Here is a 15,328-nt window from a genome sequence, read left to right as displayed (position 1 = left end):
ATTGGGTTCGGACTCTGTGTACGATTATTATGAAAAAATGACTCCTTTGATAGCTGTTAACTTATCTAATAGCGACATGTTGTTATCATGTTTGGTTAATTGGACTAAAAAAGTCTTGCTCAATATGAAAAAAACCTTTGTTATCCATTTTAAACGAAATAAACTCCTTTTTTGCCTATAGTTCGCAGGATAATATTTTGTACAAGACCGAATTCGCATCAAGAGAAATCATGCAGGCAAGCAAAAAACCATTAAAATACGGTTTTTTGCTTTTACCTCACTATTCTATGTTAGGTTTCTCGTCTGCCATTGAGACATTGCATATGGCAAATTGGGTGACAGGAAAAGAGCTTTATTCTTTTTGTACTATCAGCCATGAATTAAGAGAAACACCTTCAAGTACGGGGGTTACAACGGTTTCAGATTATCTAACAAGTGAAGCCCCAAGTGATTTGGATGCTATTTTTGTCTGTGGTGCCTCTCCTGTGATAAAAAACGAAAGTCAGACTTTAGAAAATTGGATAAAAAAACAAGCAAAAAGAAGTGTAGGTTTGGGTGGCGTTTGTACCGGAAGCTATTTATTGGCAAAAGCAGGGTTGTTAGATGGCTATCGAGCGACGATTCATTGGCGCAGTCTTGCGAATCTACGAGATGAATTTTTGCAAACGATTGTCTCTAATCACCTTTTTGAAGTGGATAGAGATCGTTATACTTGTAGTGGCGGCACGGCGGCTATGGACATGATGTTGTTCCTCATTGGTAAGCAACATGGCATGTCTTTAGCAAGTAATATATCTGAGCAATTTGTTTGTGAGCGAATTCGTACGCATGAAGACCCACAAAGAATTCCTCTGCAGGCTCGTATAGGTACTGGCCAGCCAAAGCTTGTCGAGGCGGTGCAACTAATGGAGGCGAACATTCAGGAACCACTGTCGTCTGACGACATTGCTTACCATGTTGGGGTGTCTAGACGTCACTTAGAACGGCTTTTTAAAGGCAATTTAGACATAGTGCCATCTCGTTACTATTTAGAGTTGCGTCTACAACATGCTAAGCAATTGATTGTTCAGACAGATAAAACAATTACTGAGGTTGGTTTGGCGTGCGGTTTTGGTTCTGCACCTCATTTTAGTACAACCTACAAAGGTTTTTTTGGCATATCGCCGAGAGAAGAGCGTAATAAAAGTCACAATAAAAGCCCAACCCCTGTCCAAATGGACAAGAAAAAGAGGCGGCTTTGGAAAAAGTAACTTAAAATATGGGGTGCATTATTCTTGGCGTGATTCTTGTATTCTACTTGATAGCGTAAGCAGATTGTCTTTATTGATTAAGTGTTGTGCTGTTATTACGTTAAAAATAATAAGTTATATAATATAAAGAAGGTAGAGAACATGTCGAAAGTCCCGGCGTTAGAGCTTATTGATATTCACAAAACGTTTGGTGATATTGAGGTGTTGAAAGGTATTTCTCTAAAAGCCTATGATGGCGATGTCATTTCAATTCTTGGCTCCAGTGGCTCAGGTAAAAGTACGTTTTTACGCTGTGTTAATTTGCTTGAAAACCCAACTCGAGGTGAGATTGTCTTCAATGGCAATAAACTCGATTTGATCCAAGGTGAGTCAGATTTAGTGGCGAACAACATGAAACAACTTACTCAAATGCGTCAGCAGATTGGGTTTGTGTTTCAAAGCTTTAACCTATGGCCTCACATGACGATTCTACAGAATGTGATGGAAGGGCCGCTTCATGTTCTAAAACGACCTAAGCATGAAGTTGCTGAATACGCAGAACACCTATTGCGTAAAGTTGGCATCGCTGAAAAAAAGGACATGTATCCGAATCAGCTGTCTGGTGGACAACAACAGCGAGTCGCAATTGCTAGAACACTAGCAATGGACCCTCAGGTGATTTTGTTTGATGAACCAACGTCTGCTTTAGACCCTGAGTTGGTCGGTGAAGTGTTGGGTGTTATGCGTAACCTAGCGGAAGAAGGTCGTACTATGCTGATCGTTACTCATGAAATGAACTTTGCTCGAGAAGTGTCTAGTGAAGTCGTATTCTTGCATCAGGGGATAGTGGAAGAAAAAGGAACACCGAGTCAGGTGTTCGGTGCGCCGAAATCTGAACGTTGCAAGGCGTTTTTATCCAGTGTGTTTTGAGTGAAAAATACGTATTTATTAAATCAATAAAAATACAAAAGTAATAATGACTAAATACATAAATATACCAAGGGGATTATAATGAAATTGAAAAAAATGGTTTTAGGGTCAGCGTTGTTGCTAACAGCGGCATTGTCATCAGTATCACTACAAGCGGCAGAAAAAGTTCGTTTTGTGACTGAAGGTGCTTGGGCGCCATTTAACTTTATTGACTCATCAGGACAGCCGCAGGGATTTGATGTTGATATTGCTCGCGCTCTTTGTGCCAAAATGTCAGCGGATTGTGAGATTGGTACGCAAGATTGGGATGGTTTGATTCCAGGTTTGAAAGTGCGTAAATTTGATGCAATTATTGCGTCTATGTCGATCACTGAAGAGCGTCTTAAAGTAGTAGATTTTACTAATAAATACTATTCAGGTGGCTTACGCTTCATGGGGCGTGTTGGTGAGAAATTCGATCTAGCAAACCTTGAAGGTAAAACAATAGGCGCGCAACGAGCGACTTTGGGCGCTCAATTCTTAGAAGATAATTTCACTGATAAAGCAGACCTGAAATTTTATGATAATCAAGACAATGTTTATCTAGATCTTGAATCTGGTCGCTTAGACATCGTTCTTTCTGATGAATTGCCAACGTACAACTGGTTGAAAACATCGAAAGATGGCGCTAAGTTTGAGTTCAAAGGCGAAGCGTTCATGAAAACTGACAACATTGCCATTGCTATTCGTAAAGACGATAAAAAGTTGAAAGAGCAATTGAATAAAGCACTTGATGCGATTCTAGCAGACGGTACTTACCAGAAAATCAATGCTAAATACTTCCCGTTCTCTATCTACTAAGCGTAGATATTTCTTAGAGTTTCTCGATGCTTTGTCATCGAGAAACTTACTTTAAGCTTACTCTGAGAAAAAACTATGATTGATCTTCATGGATTCGGTGATCAGCTGCTGCAAGGTGCTGTTATTACCTTAGAGCTAGCGCTGTCTTCACTGTTTGTTGGTTTGATTCTGGGATTATTAGGCGCGTCTGCCAAATTGTCTTCTATCAAAGCCATTCGATGGATTGCTCATACTTATACCACCATCATTCGTGGTATTCCTGAGCTACTAACAGTTCTTATCATTTACTTTGGTGCAACCAGTGTATTGATGGCGATAGCTGGTTTATTTGGGTACGACGAATATATTGAGGTTGGAGCATTTGCAGCTGGCGTTACGGCGCTCGGTTTGACTTTTGGTGCTTATGCAACAGAGGTATTTCGAGGTGCTCTACAGTCCATTCCTAAGGGGCAGCATGAAGCGGCAACCGCTTTAGGGATGGGAACCATTCGAAAGTTCTACCGTATTATTTTGCCGCAGGTTTGGCGAATTGCTTTACCTGGGCTTGGGAATTTATTTCTGGTTTTACTGAAAGATACCGCGTTGGTGTCTGTTGTTGGGTTAGAGGATATAATGCGTAAAGCCAATATCGCTGTGAGCAGTACCAAACAGGCATTTTTGTTTTATTTGGTGGCTGCATTTATGTATTTGGCTTTAACTATTATCTCTATGGTGTTCGTTTCCTATATGGAAAAACGCGCAAGCCGTGGTTTAACGAGGGGATAATGAATGGATTTTTCAGTTGTTGTTGAATATTTTCCTCGCTTATTAGAAGGTGCTTGGGTCAGTCTTCAGTTAGTGCTTTTATCCATTGTATTGGGTGGGGTGTTTGCATTACCTATCGCGCTGGCAAGGATTTCGCCTGTTGCTTGGATTAGAGCGATTCCGTTTGCGTATATCTTTTTCTTTCGTGGAACACCTCTGCTTGTGCAGATATTTTTGGTGTATTACGGTGCGTCGCAATTCGATGCGGTGCGAGAGAGTATATTTTGGCCAATACTTAAAGAGCCGTTTTGGTGTGCCATTATTGCGTTTACTCTAAATACCTCGGCTTACACGGCTGAGATTTTTCGTGGCGCCATTCAGGCTATCCCTCAAGGGGAAGTTGAAGCATGTAAAGTCGTTGGTATGTCAAAAGTTCAGATGTATCGTCGTATCTTACTGCCTCGTGCATTTGGAATTGTCTTACCAGCGTATGGTAACGAGATTATTCTGATGCTTAAAGGCAGCGCATTAGCCAGTACGATCACTATTTTGGATCTAACTGGTATGGCAAGAACTATCATTGCGAGAACCTATACTCCGATGGAAATTTTCTTGGCAGCAGGGGGTATTTACTTGGTGATTAGTATTGTGATTATTGCTATTTTCCGTCAAATCGAATTGCGCCAAAATCGTTATTTGGGCACCTTATCAATTAAGGTACCAGACAAGGGGTGACATTTTAGCAATACAATAAAAAAGAGGCTACGGCCTAATACTGTTCACTTAAGGGTTGAATTTAATTGAACAGTCTCAGAAAATCCGATTAGGCTTTCTTAATCGGATTTTTTTGTGTCTATTCAGCAGTTACTTCTTAGCATCGATGAACTTCATTCATTCTCAGATCACTCGACCTTCACCCAGAATATTCCTGTTGAATGGATCGAGTCTGCATTAACCCTTTCTTCAAAAGCGAGCATCAGACGACGACGTCTACCTGAAGATCAAGTTCTTTGGCTAGTGTTAGGTATGGCTCTTTTTCGGGATGAAGCGATCGAAGAAGTGGCGAGACGCTTAAATATTTGTTCGGAAGGATTAGCGTCGGAGCAGCTCCTTGCCAAAAGTGGCGTATCTCAAGCGAGGCAGCGCCTTGGTTCTGATCCTATGCAGTGGCTTTTTCAGCGTACAGGTGAACATTGGGCCAATGAGCGATTTGCTCAGGATGATTGGCAAGGGCTGCAAGTATTCGCAATAGATGGTGTCGTTTTTCGCACCCCGGACACACCAGAGTTACGAGAACACTTCGGTAGCGCTAGCAATACAACCGTCAAGCAAAGCGCCTATCCGTTATTGCGTTGTGTCGCTCTGATGAATACGCATTCTCACATTATTCTAGATACTCAGATTGGACGTTATCGAAAAGCTGAAACGCCATTAGCTGAAGCTATGTTAGATAAAATTCCTGATCGCAGTATCACACTCCTAGATCGAAATTTTTGGAGTGCTAATCTCATGCATACCTTGATGAACGGAGGGAATAAACGACACTGGTTAATCCCAAAACGCAGCAATACTGTGTATGAGGTCATTGAAGAATACGGAGACGGTGATGCGTTATGGCGTATGAAAGTCTCCCCACAAGCACGCAAAAAGAACCCCAGTCTGCCTGAATACTGGGATGCACGAGCCATAACCTATGACGTTCAAGGTAAAGCTAAGACGGTACTGACATCACTTCCTATCAGTAACTATCCTGCTGACAAGATTGCTCAGTTGTATCATCAGCGATGGGAAATTGAACTGGGATTTCGTGACATCAAATCTTCCATGCTTAACAACGCCATTACGTTGCGCAGTAAGAAAGTCGATTTAATCTATCAAGAAATGTGGGGGATGCTACTGGCATACAACATCGTGCGTCGAGAGGCGAGTCATGCGGCGGCATCACATGGTCAACGAGCGAGCGATGTGCGTTTTAAAATGGCGTTTACTTTTATTGCTTCCAACTTGATCGTGATGGCAGCGGCTAAGCCAGAATCGAAGACAGGAATGCGCCTTAAGGAGCTAAGGTCTGGGGTGTGTAATTTGTTTTTGGAGAGAAAGAAAGCGAGGCCTAATCGGCCTCGCGTGGTGAAGCAATCAAAGACGAGATATCCGGTATCTCGTAATGCTGTTCCGCTTAAGTGAACAGCATTAGGCTACGGCCTCTTTTTTATTGTATTGCTGTTTAATTGATTGGATTTATCTAGCTGATTAAATCGCTTCGGCGCCCGTTTCACCGGTACGAATTCGAATGATTTGCTCTAAAGCAGTCACAAAAATTTTGCCATCACCAATTTTTCCCGTATTTGCACTGTGCTGAATAGCTTCAATAGCACGCTCTACTTGGTCTGTTTCTACGGCAAGCTCTAGTTTTACTTTTGGTAGAAAGTCGACTACATATTCAGCGCCACGGTAAAGTTCTGTATGGCCTCGTTGGCGTCCAAAGCCCTTCACTTCTGTGACGGTAATGCCATTAATCCCCATTTCAGACAGTGCTTCACGCACCTCATCAAGTTTAAAAGGCTTAACAATGGCCGTAATTAATTTCATCTATTCTCTCCATACTAATAAAGCATTATGTCGTCTAAAAATACCACTCTATTGTAAAAGTCGCTACTAGGTTGACCGTTATGATCTACATTTAATAAAGATATAAACCCTAGCTTAGGGTGGAAGTTGGAGTGTGTGAAATGGAAAAAATAATATCAAGCGAGTCTTTTATCGCAGGATCCGAATCTTTTTTTGTTGATATTGCCGCCTTGCTGTCGAATCAAACGGGTGTGGATATATTTCGTATTCCTATGTCACAAAATGTGATTTGTTATAAAGTTGGTGAAGCGAGTATCAATTTGCGTTTGAGGTTAGTGCTTATTCCATTTAAAAATGGACAAACGTTGGGGCGATTGTCTTGGCTAGATCGACATGGTATTGATCATGTTTGTTGTTACGTTAACGAGGTATTTGATTGCTTGGGTATAGCGTCAGGTGGAGTATGGAAGAAACAGACTAATAATGTAGGGGGCTTGTGTCTAAAGCAGTTTGAATCTTTGCTAGCATGATAGGAACCTTAATAGAATCTGTAGAAATTTGACCCTATTAAGGTGTGATCGCTTACGTCAGAAGAGATGTCTAATTAAAGGCCATTTAGAGCGTCTAAATCATCAAACTTAGGCTCGTGGTATTTTCGTCCGAGGTTGTGAACGGCATCGATTAAATATTTTGGGTGGTCAGGGTTGACGAACTGGTGAATACCATGGCCAAGGTTAAATACATGACCACTGCCACTGCCGAAACCTGATAACACATTTTCGACTTCTCGCTCTATAACATCTTTGCCTGCATACAGCACACAAGGGTCGATGTTGCCCTGTAGAGCGACATCATGACCAACACGCGCTCTCGCTTCTGCAATGTCTGTTGTCCAGTCTAAGCCAATGGCATCAGGCCCTGTTGCCGCCATGTTTTCTAACCATTGCCCACCGTTTTTAGTAAACATAATCACGGGGATTTTTTTCCCTTCATGAACGCGAATAAGGCCGTCCATAATTTGCTTCATGTAAAGTAAAGAGAACTGCTGGTACATTGGACCGCTTAATATTCCACCCCATGTATCAAAAATTTGTAACGCCTGAGCACCGGCTAAAATTTGACCATTAAGATAGGCCGTAACAGATTTTGCCAGTTTGTCTAATAAAGCATGCAAAGTTTCAGGAGACTGGTACATCATGGCTTTGATATGACGAAAATCTTTGCTGGAACCGCCTTCGATCATGTAGGTTGCGAGTGTCCAAGGGCTTCCTGAAAAGCCGATCAGTGGTACATCACCGTTTAATGCGTGGCGAATCGTGGTAACGGCTTTCATCACGTAATCTAAATCGCTTGCTGTTGTGACGGGCAAGGCGTCAACGTCCGCTTTATTACGAATAGTGTGTTTAAATTTAGGGCCTTCGCCTGTTTCAAAATACAAACCTAATCCCATTGCGTCTGGAATAGTCAGTATGTCTGAAAACAAAATAGCGGCATCTAGCTCATAGCGTTTTAACGGTTGCAAAGTAACTTCACAAGCAAACGAATCGTTTTTACAAAGACTTAGAAAGTCACCAGCTGTGGCTCGGCTTGCACGGTATTCTGGCAAGTAACGTCCTGCCTGCCTCATCATCCATACAGGGGTAGTATCGACAGGTTGTTTGAGTAATGCGCGCAAAAAGCGATCATTTTTAAGCTCAGGAAACATCAGGACTCTCCAGTGTAAATTTTCAGTTGGCGCATTTTACCTAACTTGTGAGGGAAAAGCAGAGTGAATAAGCACAATTTATGAGAAGTCAGACGAAAAGACCAATAAGATTGATCTATGGCAGGGTTTGTTAAAGGCTATTTGTACTGAAAATCAGTCACCTAGGTAAACCTTTAGGCTATATTTTTGTACCCGCTCTACGGCATTTTCTATGTCTTTATTCGCATGTAGTTCTTTTAATACGTTCGGAAAGGCCGCTTTGGTTTGTTTTACATTCATACCCGGTTTGAGTTGAGAGGAGTACAGGGCTTTAAGCAGTAAATAATCTAGGGGGCTAATGTAGGTATCGATGCTTACATCATTAAAAACAGAGGGAAAAACATCGTTAGAATCGTTAGGTAGACCCAATAACTGGGTGATTTCTTCCACAATACAATCCAAAAAACGTGCTTTTCTGCGCGCATAATCTACTGGAATGATAATCGTACCTTTGGTGATTTCATAGCGACTATTACGGCTGAAATTACCTAAGCAAATGGCTTCATTGAGCGCCGCACGAATTTTTTCTGGATCGCCAATGTATTGCTTAACCTTATTCTCCATATTGTCATAGTCAGTGAAAATAACAAAAATATTGGCTTTTTTTGGATCGTCGGTGAAATCGATGGAAAGGCCGGTGATATAAGCAAGATGTTGAGCGTGTACGCTTAATAATTCTTTTTGCAAGCTGGCATCGCCACTGTCGCTTTCAAAAAAAAGTTTGATGGGTTTGGTCCAACGTATTAGTTTTGGGTGCTTGGTTTCCTTGTATTCGCGCTCCAAGGCAATTTTAATAAAACTGTCTTGGATGTAAGCATCGCTTTGCCAGCGCTCTTGACTGATGGCGTGCGACGCTATGAAAAAGGCAAAAAGCCAAAGACTAAAGCGGATCATTAGGCTGGGGTTGAGTAAGCTTGTTGGTGTAATGGCGTAACGCGTCCAATGAATCGGGTGTAAATGTAAGGTCATGCGCGTTTTCTAGAATACTCTCTATGCTCATTTCATGGATCGAAGCCACTTCCTTTGGTTGTAACGTCAATTCGCCTTGAATGGCGGGGTCATAATAGCAGGTGTAGATTTTCCCCCAAATTTTAAACCCTTCGCCTTCGGTAAGGAATACGCCTTGGCTTTCTAAAGGTGCATCAAAGCCTAATTCCTCTTGTAGCTCTCTGTGTGCCGAGTCGATATAGGTTTCGCCTCTTTCAACCACACCACCAGTGGTTATGCCGTAGTAGCCGGGACAAAAAGCTTTGTCATCGGTCCTTTTTTGAATCAATAAATTGCCTTTTTTATCAAACACCAAAATGTAAGTAACACGGTGGTAATCTCTGCCAAAGTTCATTAAGCGTCGTGGCACATCGCCAATTATTGTATTGTGTTTATCGACTAAGATAATGACTTCGTCATTTTCGGGCATAAAATACTCAATTTAAAAGTGAATCTGGTAGAAAATGAAAGGGTATCGGCATTTCTCTTGAAAGAAAAGGTTTCTGATCTATAAAGAAAGCGACCTATTTTTTTGTTTTGCACTCTAGTAAAAAGAATGCAAACCATCGAAGTCGTAAAAACGGTATGATAAGCGCTTATTAAGGACTTTATTTGGTGGAAGAAATGACCATTTTGAACAATGATTTTTTGGCCGTAACACTGGCAAACCAAGATGGGCTTACGCCGTTCCAGTTTGTATTTCCATCAGGAACCGGTTTTGTTGAAAATACGGGTGTTTTAAGGCTTGAGCCGACACAAGAAACGTCTATTAGTCTGATTCTGTCGGTTGGGATTCATGGTAATGAGACAGGCCCGATTGAGTTAGTGAATCAGTTGGTGACCTCTATTCTAGAAGGGCGGATTTCATTGTCGGTTCGTTTGCTGGTTCTTATTGGTAACCCCGTAGCTGCGAACCAAGCAATACGTTTTTGCGATGTAAATTTAAACCGCTTATTTAGTGGCGCGTGGCAAAACTATGACGGGTTTGAGGCGCAAAGAGCACAACGCCTTGAAAAAGCTGTTGGTGATTTTTATTCAATGGCCAACAATGAAACGACACAAACGAGATTGCACTACGATCTGCATACTGCGATTCGTGGATCGATGCATGAAAAGTTTGTCGTTTATCCGTTTGTAGAGGACGCCATTTATAATCAGCAGCAGTTGGCTTTTTTAGCCGCCAGCGGCATTGAGGCAGTGTTATTATCACATCAGTCGACAACCACTTTCTCTTATTACAGCTATGCGGTGCATGGTGCTCATGCTTTTACAGTGGAGCTGGGTAAGGTTCATCGTTTTGGCGAGAACGACTTATCGGCTTTTGCTGACCTAGAAAAAAGTCTAGTGTTGTTGTTAGAAGAGGGTACGTTAGCGCAAGCGTCGCTGTCTGATATTCATATATTTACTGTGTTAGATAGCCTAGTAAAAGACGATGAAAGTTATGAACTTTCCATTGAAAGTGATGTAAAAAACTTCACGCAGTTCGAGCAAGGTTATCGCTTGGCGTATTCTGAAAAAAGTGAGTATATCGTTCAGAAAACAGGCGATGCGATTGTATTTCCAAATACTAACTTGCCTGTTGGCCAGCGAGCTGGCCTGATGGTTCGGCCTATTCCTTTAGAAGGGTTACAGCTCGATTAACTAGATAACAGCCCTTTATTAACGAGAGATTTTAGCTAAACCGCTTGAATCTCTTTTTTTAATGCTTTATTGTTACGTTATAACATTTTATTAATGGTGCAGAATAATGAATAAGTTTTTGTTTGCGTTGGGCGTATCGGCTCTATCTCCTTTGGTTTTAGCTAAGCCTACAATTGTTACTAGTATCAAGCCTGTCTCTATGGTGGTTGCCGCTATTGCGGGGGATCATGCCGAAATACAGCAAATTGTATCCAGTACCGCATCGCCTCATGACTTTGCTATGCGTCCTTCGGACCTGAGAAAAATCAGCAATGCAGACACTGTTGTTTGGGTTGGCGAATCGTTAGAGCGTTTTTTGGAAAAGCCGCTTAAAAATGCTGGTAAAGAACAGTCGTCTATTGAATGGCTTGCTCTAGAAGGTATGTCGCTTCATAACTTTGCCGAAGAAGCTCATGACGACGAGGGTGAAGGTCATGAAGAACATGAAGAACATGAAGAACATGAAGGTCATAATCATGATGGTGTCGACCCGCATGTTTGGTTGTCGCCAGATAATGCTAGAGTACTGGCAAAAGCAGTCGCTGCGCGCTTAGTGTCGTTAGATGCCGAAAATGCCACTTATTATGAAGGTAATTTAGCGACCTTTGAAAAAGGACTTACTGCTAAGGATGCTGAAATTCGTCAAGCCTTGAGTAAGGTAAGCACGGTTCCTTATATTGTTTTCCACGATGGTTACAGCTATTTTGAGCAGCATTATGGTTTGAGTCACTCTGGTGAAATTACCGTCAGTCCTGAGCGTAAGCCTGGGGCGAAAAAAGTGGCTGAAATTCGCCGTGAAATTGAAGAGCATAAAGTTCAGTGTGTATTCAGTGAGCCGCAATTTAGCCCAGCGATTGTTGAAATTTTATTGGAAGGCTCCAGTGTTAAAACGGCACCACTAGATCCATTAGGAGGCAACGTGGCAATGGGTAAAAACGCTTATTTTTCATTTTTAGACAATTTGAGTGGTCAGTTCCTTAGCTGCTTAGGTTAATTCACCCTGTTTACCAAAGAGTAAGTATCGAATATTTGCTCTTTGGTAGGCTACCTGCTTCCTCCCCTGTATAATAATATGACTTTACGTTTATTACAGTGAGCAGAGAGGCTTTATGAGCGATCCATCCATTACAAGTGTTCACTCCGATGTTCTTATTGAGAGTGCTCGACGTACTTTATCTACACAAGCTCAAGCTCTTGCCAACTTAGCCAATAATGTCACGGAAGAGTTCGCCAAAGCGGTTCGCATGATTCTTGAGAGCAAAGGCCGCACGATCATTTGTGGTATGGGGAAATCAGGGTTGATCGGAAAAAAGATCGCCGCGACCTTAGCATCTACAGGCACACCTAGCTTCTTTCTTCATCCCGGTGAAGCCTTCCATGGCGATCTAGGAATGATTCAAGCACAAGATACGCTTATTCTGATTAGCTACTCGGGTGAAACCGAAGAGTTAATGCGCCTGCTTCCTTCTCTCAAAAATTTTGGAAATCCGAGCATCGCGTTGGTTGGCAATATCGAATCTACTTTAGCCAAACATTGTGATTGTGTGCTGGATATTTCAGTGGACAGAGAAACCTGTCCGAATAACCTTGCTCCGACAACGTCAACCACTATGACCGCCGCAATGGGCGATGCTTTAGCGGTTGCCTTGATGGAGTGTCGAAACTTTAAACCACAAGACTTTGCTCGCTTCCATCCTGGCGGCAGTTTAGGGCGCAAGCTCTTAACGCGTGTTAAAGACTTAATGCACAAAGACGACCTTCCTGTTTGTACACCTGAGACCACGCTTAAAGACGCTATTTCTGTGATGACCCATGGCAGAATGGGCGTTGTCTTGATCCAAGAGGCAGAGAAGTTGCTGGGTATCTTTACTGATGGGGATTTACGCCGCGCGATGCTAAAAGAAAGCGAAGGCATGATACATAAAACCATGGCGGTTTTGATGACATCTAACCCTAAAACCATCAACGAAAATGTGATGATAGTGCAGGCTGAAGAGCAAATGCTGCGTGATAAAATCACCTTGTTAGTGGTGGTCGGTGACAGTCAAAACGTATCGGGTATTTTAGAAATTTACGATCGATAAACGATTCTACTTATTTTGCCACTCTGTATTGTTTAGAGTGAGCGACTTTGATTTAAAACGGAGTTCACATGACGCAACAGCCTAAAACATCAAAAATCATTAAAATTGGCAGCAAAATCGAAGTCGCCAATCACCTTCCGTTTGTCTTGTTCAGTGGCGTTAACGTCTTGGAGTCTCGCGACTTGGCGATGCGTGTGGCTGAAGAGCATGTAAAAGTGACGGAAGCACTTGGCATTCCTTATGTCTTTAAAGGCTCTTTTGATAAAGCGAACCGTTCCTCTATCAATTCTTTTCGTGGCCCAGGCCTGGAAGAAGGCTTGAAAATTCTACAAGAAATCAAAGACACATTCGGTGTGCCAGTAATTACTGACGTTCATGAAGAGCATCAATGTGCGCCCGTCGCAGAAGTCGCGGATGTGATTCAATTGCCTGCGTTCTTGTCTCGCCAAACCGATCTAGTCGTCGCGATGGCACAAACGGGCGCAGTGATTAACATCAAAAAAGCACAGTTTTTAGCACCGCATGAAATGAAACATATTTTGACAAAATGCGAAGAAGCAGGTAACAGCAATTTAATGCTGTGTGAACGCGGTACCATGATGGGCTACAACAACTTGGTTGTGGATATGCTTGGTTTTGGTGAAATGAAGCAGATGGGCTACCCCGTTATGTTTGATGTAACACACTCTTTACAACGTCCGGGAGGTCGCTCAGATTCTGCCGACGGTCGTCGCGCACAGGTTACAGAATTGGCTCGTGCTGGTATGTCACTTGGTTTGTCCAGTTTATTTTTAGAAACGCACCCTGATCCAGACAGTGCAAAATGTGACGGCCCGTGTGCGTTGCCTTTGGGGAAATTAGCGCCATTCTTGAAGCAAATGAAGCAGCTTGATGAGCTGGTTAAAACCTTTGAAGTATTGGATACGAGTGTGTAATTGATGGATTCTATTTTTCTTTCTTCGTATCAGGCGTTGTCGGAAGATCACACGTTAATAGCAACGCTTCAGTCTCTCAAACTGGTGGTCTTTGATGTGGACGGCGTGTTAACCGATGGTCGTCTGCTTTATACCGAAGAAGGTGAAACCATCAAGCGCTTTAATGTGAAAGATGGCGTGGCGATGAAGTTGCTGCCAAAGTGGGGGATTCAGGTTGCCGTGATTACGGCGAAAGATTCCGCGCCATTACGACAGAGAGTGAAAGAGTTAAAAATCGAACATTTTTTTCCTGGCTGTCACAATAAAGCGGAAGCGTTTGATGAGCTTGTGGTGCGTTTAGGAATCAATCCAGATAAAGCCGCTTATGTTGGTGACGACGTGATTGACCTTCAGGTCATGCCAAAAGTTGGAGTGGCCATGTGCCCATCCGATGCGCATGTTTTGGTTCAGCGCCATTGCTCAGTCGTGCTTAAAAAAGCGGGCGGTGAGGGTGTTGCAAGAGAAGTGGCCGATATCGTGTTGGCGACACGTATGTCATTGGAAGAAGCTTACGAACTGGCTCAAAAACCGGAGTTTGAAAAATAATGGCAGAGAATATAAAAGACCTTAACTTACCTGACTTTCATATTATCATTCCTGCTCGATACGCCTCTCAGCGCTTCCCTCAAAAGCTGATGGCGGATCTAGGTGGTAAGCCAGTCCTGCAATGGGTTTATGAACTAGCGTTGAAAGCAGGAGCGCAATCGGTGACGGTTGCCACAGACCACGAAGTGATAGAAGCCGCCGCATTGGCCTTTGGTGCGTCGGTTGTTATGACGCGAGTAGACCATGAAAATGGCACAGAGCGTCTTGCTGAAGTAGCAGCCAAAAGAGGTTGGAGCAGTAACGAGATCATCGTTAATGTACAAGGCGATGAGCCTTTTTTACCTGTCGCTTTGATTCACTCAAGCGTGCAGGCGTTAAATCAAGATCAAGAAGCCGAAATGGCAACGGTAGCCTGCGCTATTGATCAAGTAGAGGACTTTTTTAACCCTAATGTGGTGAAAGTGGTTTGTGACGACAAACAACGTGCGCTGTACTTTAGTCGCTCCCCCATGCCTTGGGACAGAGACGGCTTTGCCAATAACCCAGACAAAACTGGATTTTTACCAGTGGATTTTCCGGCGTTTCGCCATATTGGTTTGTACGTCTACCGAGCCAGTTTATTGGCAAGGTACGCGGACTTACCCATGTCACCTTTAGAGCGCTGGGAAAAGCTGGAGCAACTGCGATTCTTGCATCAAGGTATTAAGGTCCAAGTGGCTATCGCGGATGGCTTGCCCACGCATGGTGTTGATACGCCAGAGGATCTAGAAAAACTTCGACACCAGCTGTCTTTAGATAGTATCTAGCGCTTTAGTTTAGTACTCCAACATGTATTCCATGAAAGCGATAAGCCTAATTTAGGCTTATCGCTTTTTTTTGCGTAAACATGTGCACTTTTAAATGGCATATATTGGTGATTCTTTATAGTTCTCTTGTTCGCTGGAAGCCTTCTATTTCAAGGTGCATAATCACTTTATTGATCGCAATGGGATTTCATCATTC

17 protein-coding genes are annotated in these 15,328 nt (G+C 42.7%); 13 read left to right on the top strand and 4 right to left on the bottom strand.

Translation table 11 applies throughout. The annotated features are described in order from the left end of the window. The first annotated feature begins 230 nt into the window (after nucleotides 1-230). The 6 genes from MP3633_RS14330 (at nucleotide 231) to MP3633_RS14305 (ending at nucleotide 5,927) form a co-directional block, all read left to right on the top strand. A complete protein-coding gene (locus MP3633_RS14330; RefSeq protein ID WP_176336047.1) occupies nucleotides 231-1,250 on the top strand; it encodes a GlxA family transcriptional regulator in 1,020 nt (339 codons plus the stop codon). A gap of 141 nt (nucleotides 1,251-1,391) precedes the next feature. Continuing rightward, nucleotides 1,392-2,159 (top strand): ABC transporter ATP-binding protein, encoded by a 768-nt coding sequence (locus MP3633_RS14325; protein WP_176336046.1) that lies wholly within the window; start codon nucleotides 1,392-1,394, stop codon nucleotides 2,157-2,159. A gap of 81 nt (nucleotides 2,160-2,240) precedes the next feature. Continuing rightward, nucleotides 2,241-2,999, top strand: a complete 759-nt coding sequence (locus MP3633_RS14320) for a transporter substrate-binding domain-containing protein (RefSeq protein ID WP_176336045.1) — start codon at nucleotides 2,241-2,243, stop codon at nucleotides 2,997-2,999. A gap of 75 nt (nucleotides 3,000-3,074) precedes the next feature. Further along, on the top strand, nucleotides 3,075-3,764 hold the full coding sequence (locus MP3633_RS14315) for an ABC transporter permease (protein WP_112140716.1): 690 nt from the start codon (nucleotides 3,075-3,077) through the stop codon (nucleotides 3,762-3,764). Between the two features lie 3 nt (nucleotides 3,765-3,767). Beyond that, the gene (locus tag MP3633_RS14310) at nucleotides 3,768-4,478 is read left to right on the top strand and encodes an ABC transporter permease (RefSeq protein WP_112140715.1); all 711 of its coding nucleotides are present in this window, start codon (nucleotides 3,768-3,770) and stop codon (nucleotides 4,476-4,478) included. Nucleotides 4,479-4,598: 120 nt separating this feature from the next. After that, nucleotides 4,599-5,927, top strand: coding sequence for an IS4 family transposase (locus MP3633_RS14305; RefSeq protein WP_176336824.1), 1,329 nt, complete (start codon nucleotides 4,599-4,601; stop codon nucleotides 5,925-5,927). 66 nt (nucleotides 5,928-5,993) lie between these two features. Here MP3633_RS14305 and MP3633_RS14300 read toward each other — a convergent pair whose 3' ends face one another. Continuing rightward, nucleotides 5,994-6,332, bottom strand: a complete 339-nt coding sequence (locus tag MP3633_RS14300; RefSeq protein WP_112140713.1) for a P-II family nitrogen regulator — start codon at nucleotides 6,330-6,332, stop codon at nucleotides 5,994-5,996. Nucleotides 6,333-6,472: 140 nt separating this feature from the next. Here MP3633_RS14300 and MP3633_RS14295 point away from each other — a divergent pair, with 140 nt between their 5' ends. Next, complete coding sequence (locus tag MP3633_RS14295) at nucleotides 6,473-6,841, top strand: hypothetical protein (RefSeq protein ID WP_176336044.1); 369 nt, start codon at nucleotides 6,473-6,475, stop codon at nucleotides 6,839-6,841. Between the two features lie 74 nt (nucleotides 6,842-6,915). On the opposite strand, the gene hemE is transcribed toward MP3633_RS14295, so the two are convergent. The 3 genes from hemE to MP3633_RS14280 all read right to left on the bottom strand — a co-directional run bounded on the left by hemE (nucleotide 6,916) and on the right by MP3633_RS14280 (nucleotide 9,472). Beyond that, nucleotides 6,916-8,016 (bottom strand): uroporphyrinogen decarboxylase, encoded by a 1,101-nt coding sequence (gene hemE / locus MP3633_RS14290; RefSeq protein WP_176336043.1) that lies wholly within the window; start codon nucleotides 8,014-8,016, stop codon nucleotides 6,916-6,918. Between the two features lie 153 nt (nucleotides 8,017-8,169). Beyond that, entirely contained in the window at nucleotides 8,170-9,024 is an 855-nt protein-coding gene (locus tag MP3633_RS14285; protein ID WP_239495595.1) for a DUF2927 domain-containing protein, read from the bottom strand. Then, nucleotides 8,936-9,472: an NUDIX hydrolase gene (locus tag MP3633_RS14280; protein WP_112140706.1), complete on the bottom strand. Its 537-nt coding sequence runs from the start codon at nucleotides 9,470-9,472 to the stop codon at nucleotides 8,936-8,938. The genes MP3633_RS14285 and MP3633_RS14280 overlap by 89 nt, the downstream gene beginning before the upstream one ends. 194 nt (nucleotides 9,473-9,666) lie before the next feature. On the opposite strand from MP3633_RS14280, the gene astE reads away from it, so the two are divergent. From astE to kdsB, 6 genes are all read left to right on the top strand, one after another. Continuing rightward, the gene (gene astE / locus MP3633_RS14275) at nucleotides 9,667-10,683 is read left to right on the top strand and encodes a succinylglutamate desuccinylase (RefSeq protein ID WP_176336042.1); all 1,017 of its coding nucleotides are present in this window, start codon (nucleotides 9,667-9,669) and stop codon (nucleotides 10,681-10,683) included. A gap of 106 nt (nucleotides 10,684-10,789) precedes the next feature. Next, entirely contained in the window at nucleotides 10,790-11,716 is a 927-nt protein-coding gene (gene znuA, locus MP3633_RS14270; protein WP_176336041.1) for a zinc ABC transporter substrate-binding protein ZnuA, read from the top strand. 115 nt (nucleotides 11,717-11,831) lie between these two features. Further along, entirely contained in the window at nucleotides 11,832-12,806 is a 975-nt protein-coding gene (locus MP3633_RS14265) for a KpsF/GutQ family sugar-phosphate isomerase (protein ID WP_176336040.1), read from the top strand. A 68-nt stretch (nucleotides 12,807-12,874) separates the two neighbouring features. After that, complete coding sequence (kdsA, locus tag MP3633_RS14260) at nucleotides 12,875-13,741, top strand: 3-deoxy-8-phosphooctulonate synthase (protein WP_176336039.1); 867 nt, start codon at nucleotides 12,875-12,877, stop codon at nucleotides 13,739-13,741. Between the two features lie 3 nt (nucleotides 13,742-13,744). After that, nucleotides 13,745-14,326 carry a KdsC family phosphatase gene (locus tag MP3633_RS14255; protein WP_176336038.1) on the top strand — a complete coding sequence of 194 codons (582 nt, stop codon included), beginning with the start codon at nucleotides 13,745-13,747 and terminating at the stop codon, nucleotides 14,324-14,326. Beyond that, a complete protein-coding gene (kdsB, locus tag MP3633_RS14250) occupies nucleotides 14,326-15,132 on the top strand; it encodes a 3-deoxy-manno-octulosonate cytidylyltransferase (protein ID WP_176336037.1) in 807 nt (268 codons plus the stop codon). The genes MP3633_RS14255 and kdsB overlap by 1 nt, the downstream gene beginning before the upstream one ends. Nucleotides 15,133-15,328 lie beyond the last annotated feature (196 nt).

Source organism: Marinomonas primoryensis (assembly GCF_013372285.1).
In the GTDB taxonomy this organism is placed as follows: Bacteria; Pseudomonadota; Gammaproteobacteria; order Pseudomonadales; family Marinomonadaceae; genus Marinomonas; species Marinomonas primoryensis.
Note: the sequence above shows the minus strand (reverse complement) of the source record. Positions and strands in the feature narration are given on the sequence as shown.

Excerpts from the sequence above, each read along its gene's own strand:
- MP3633_RS14300 (WP_112140713.1), bottom strand. The coding sequence starts at position 6,332 with ATGAAATTAATTACGGCCATTGTTAAGCCTTTTAAACTTGATGAGGTG.
- MP3633_RS14265 (WP_176336040.1), top strand. The coding sequence starts at position 11,832 with ATGAGCGATCCATCCATTACAAGTGTTCACTCCGATGTTCTTATTGAG.
- MP3633_RS14280 (WP_112140706.1), bottom strand. The coding sequence starts at position 9,472 with ATGCCCGAAAATGACGAAGTCATTATCTTAGTCGATAAACACAATACA.
- MP3633_RS14320 (WP_176336045.1), top strand. The coding sequence starts at position 2,241 with ATGAAATTGAAAAAAATGGTTTTAGGGTCAGCGTTGTTGCTAACAGCG.
- znuA (WP_176336041.1), top strand. The coding sequence starts at position 10,790 with ATGAATAAGTTTTTGTTTGCGTTGGGCGTATCGGCTCTATCTCCTTTG.
- hemE (WP_176336043.1), bottom strand. The coding sequence starts at position 8,016 with ATGTTTCCTGAGCTTAAAAATGATCGCTTTTTGCGCGCATTACTCAAA.
- kdsB (WP_176336037.1), top strand. The coding sequence starts at position 14,326 with ATGGCAGAGAATATAAAAGACCTTAACTTACCTGACTTTCATATTATC.
- astE (WP_176336042.1), top strand. The coding sequence starts at position 9,667 with ATGACCATTTTGAACAATGATTTTTTGGCCGTAACACTGGCAAACCAA.
- MP3633_RS14330 (WP_176336047.1), top strand. The coding sequence starts at position 231 with ATGCAGGCAAGCAAAAAACCATTAAAATACGGTTTTTTGCTTTTACCT.
- MP3633_RS14285 (WP_239495595.1), bottom strand. The coding sequence starts at position 9,024 with ATGACCTTACATTTACACCCGATTCATTGGACGCGTTACGCCATTACA.
- MP3633_RS14295 (WP_176336044.1), top strand. The coding sequence starts at position 6,473 with ATGGAAAAAATAATATCAAGCGAGTCTTTTATCGCAGGATCCGAATCT.
- kdsA (WP_176336039.1), top strand. The coding sequence starts at position 12,875 with ATGACGCAACAGCCTAAAACATCAAAAATCATTAAAATTGGCAGCAAA.
- MP3633_RS14325 (WP_176336046.1), top strand. The coding sequence starts at position 1,392 with ATGTCGAAAGTCCCGGCGTTAGAGCTTATTGATATTCACAAAACGTTT.
- MP3633_RS14255 (WP_176336038.1), top strand. The coding sequence starts at position 13,745 with ATGGATTCTATTTTTCTTTCTTCGTATCAGGCGTTGTCGGAAGATCAC.
- MP3633_RS14310 (WP_112140715.1), top strand. The coding sequence starts at position 3,768 with ATGGATTTTTCAGTTGTTGTTGAATATTTTCCTCGCTTATTAGAAGGT.
- MP3633_RS14315 (WP_112140716.1), top strand. The coding sequence starts at position 3,075 with ATGATTGATCTTCATGGATTCGGTGATCAGCTGCTGCAAGGTGCTGTT.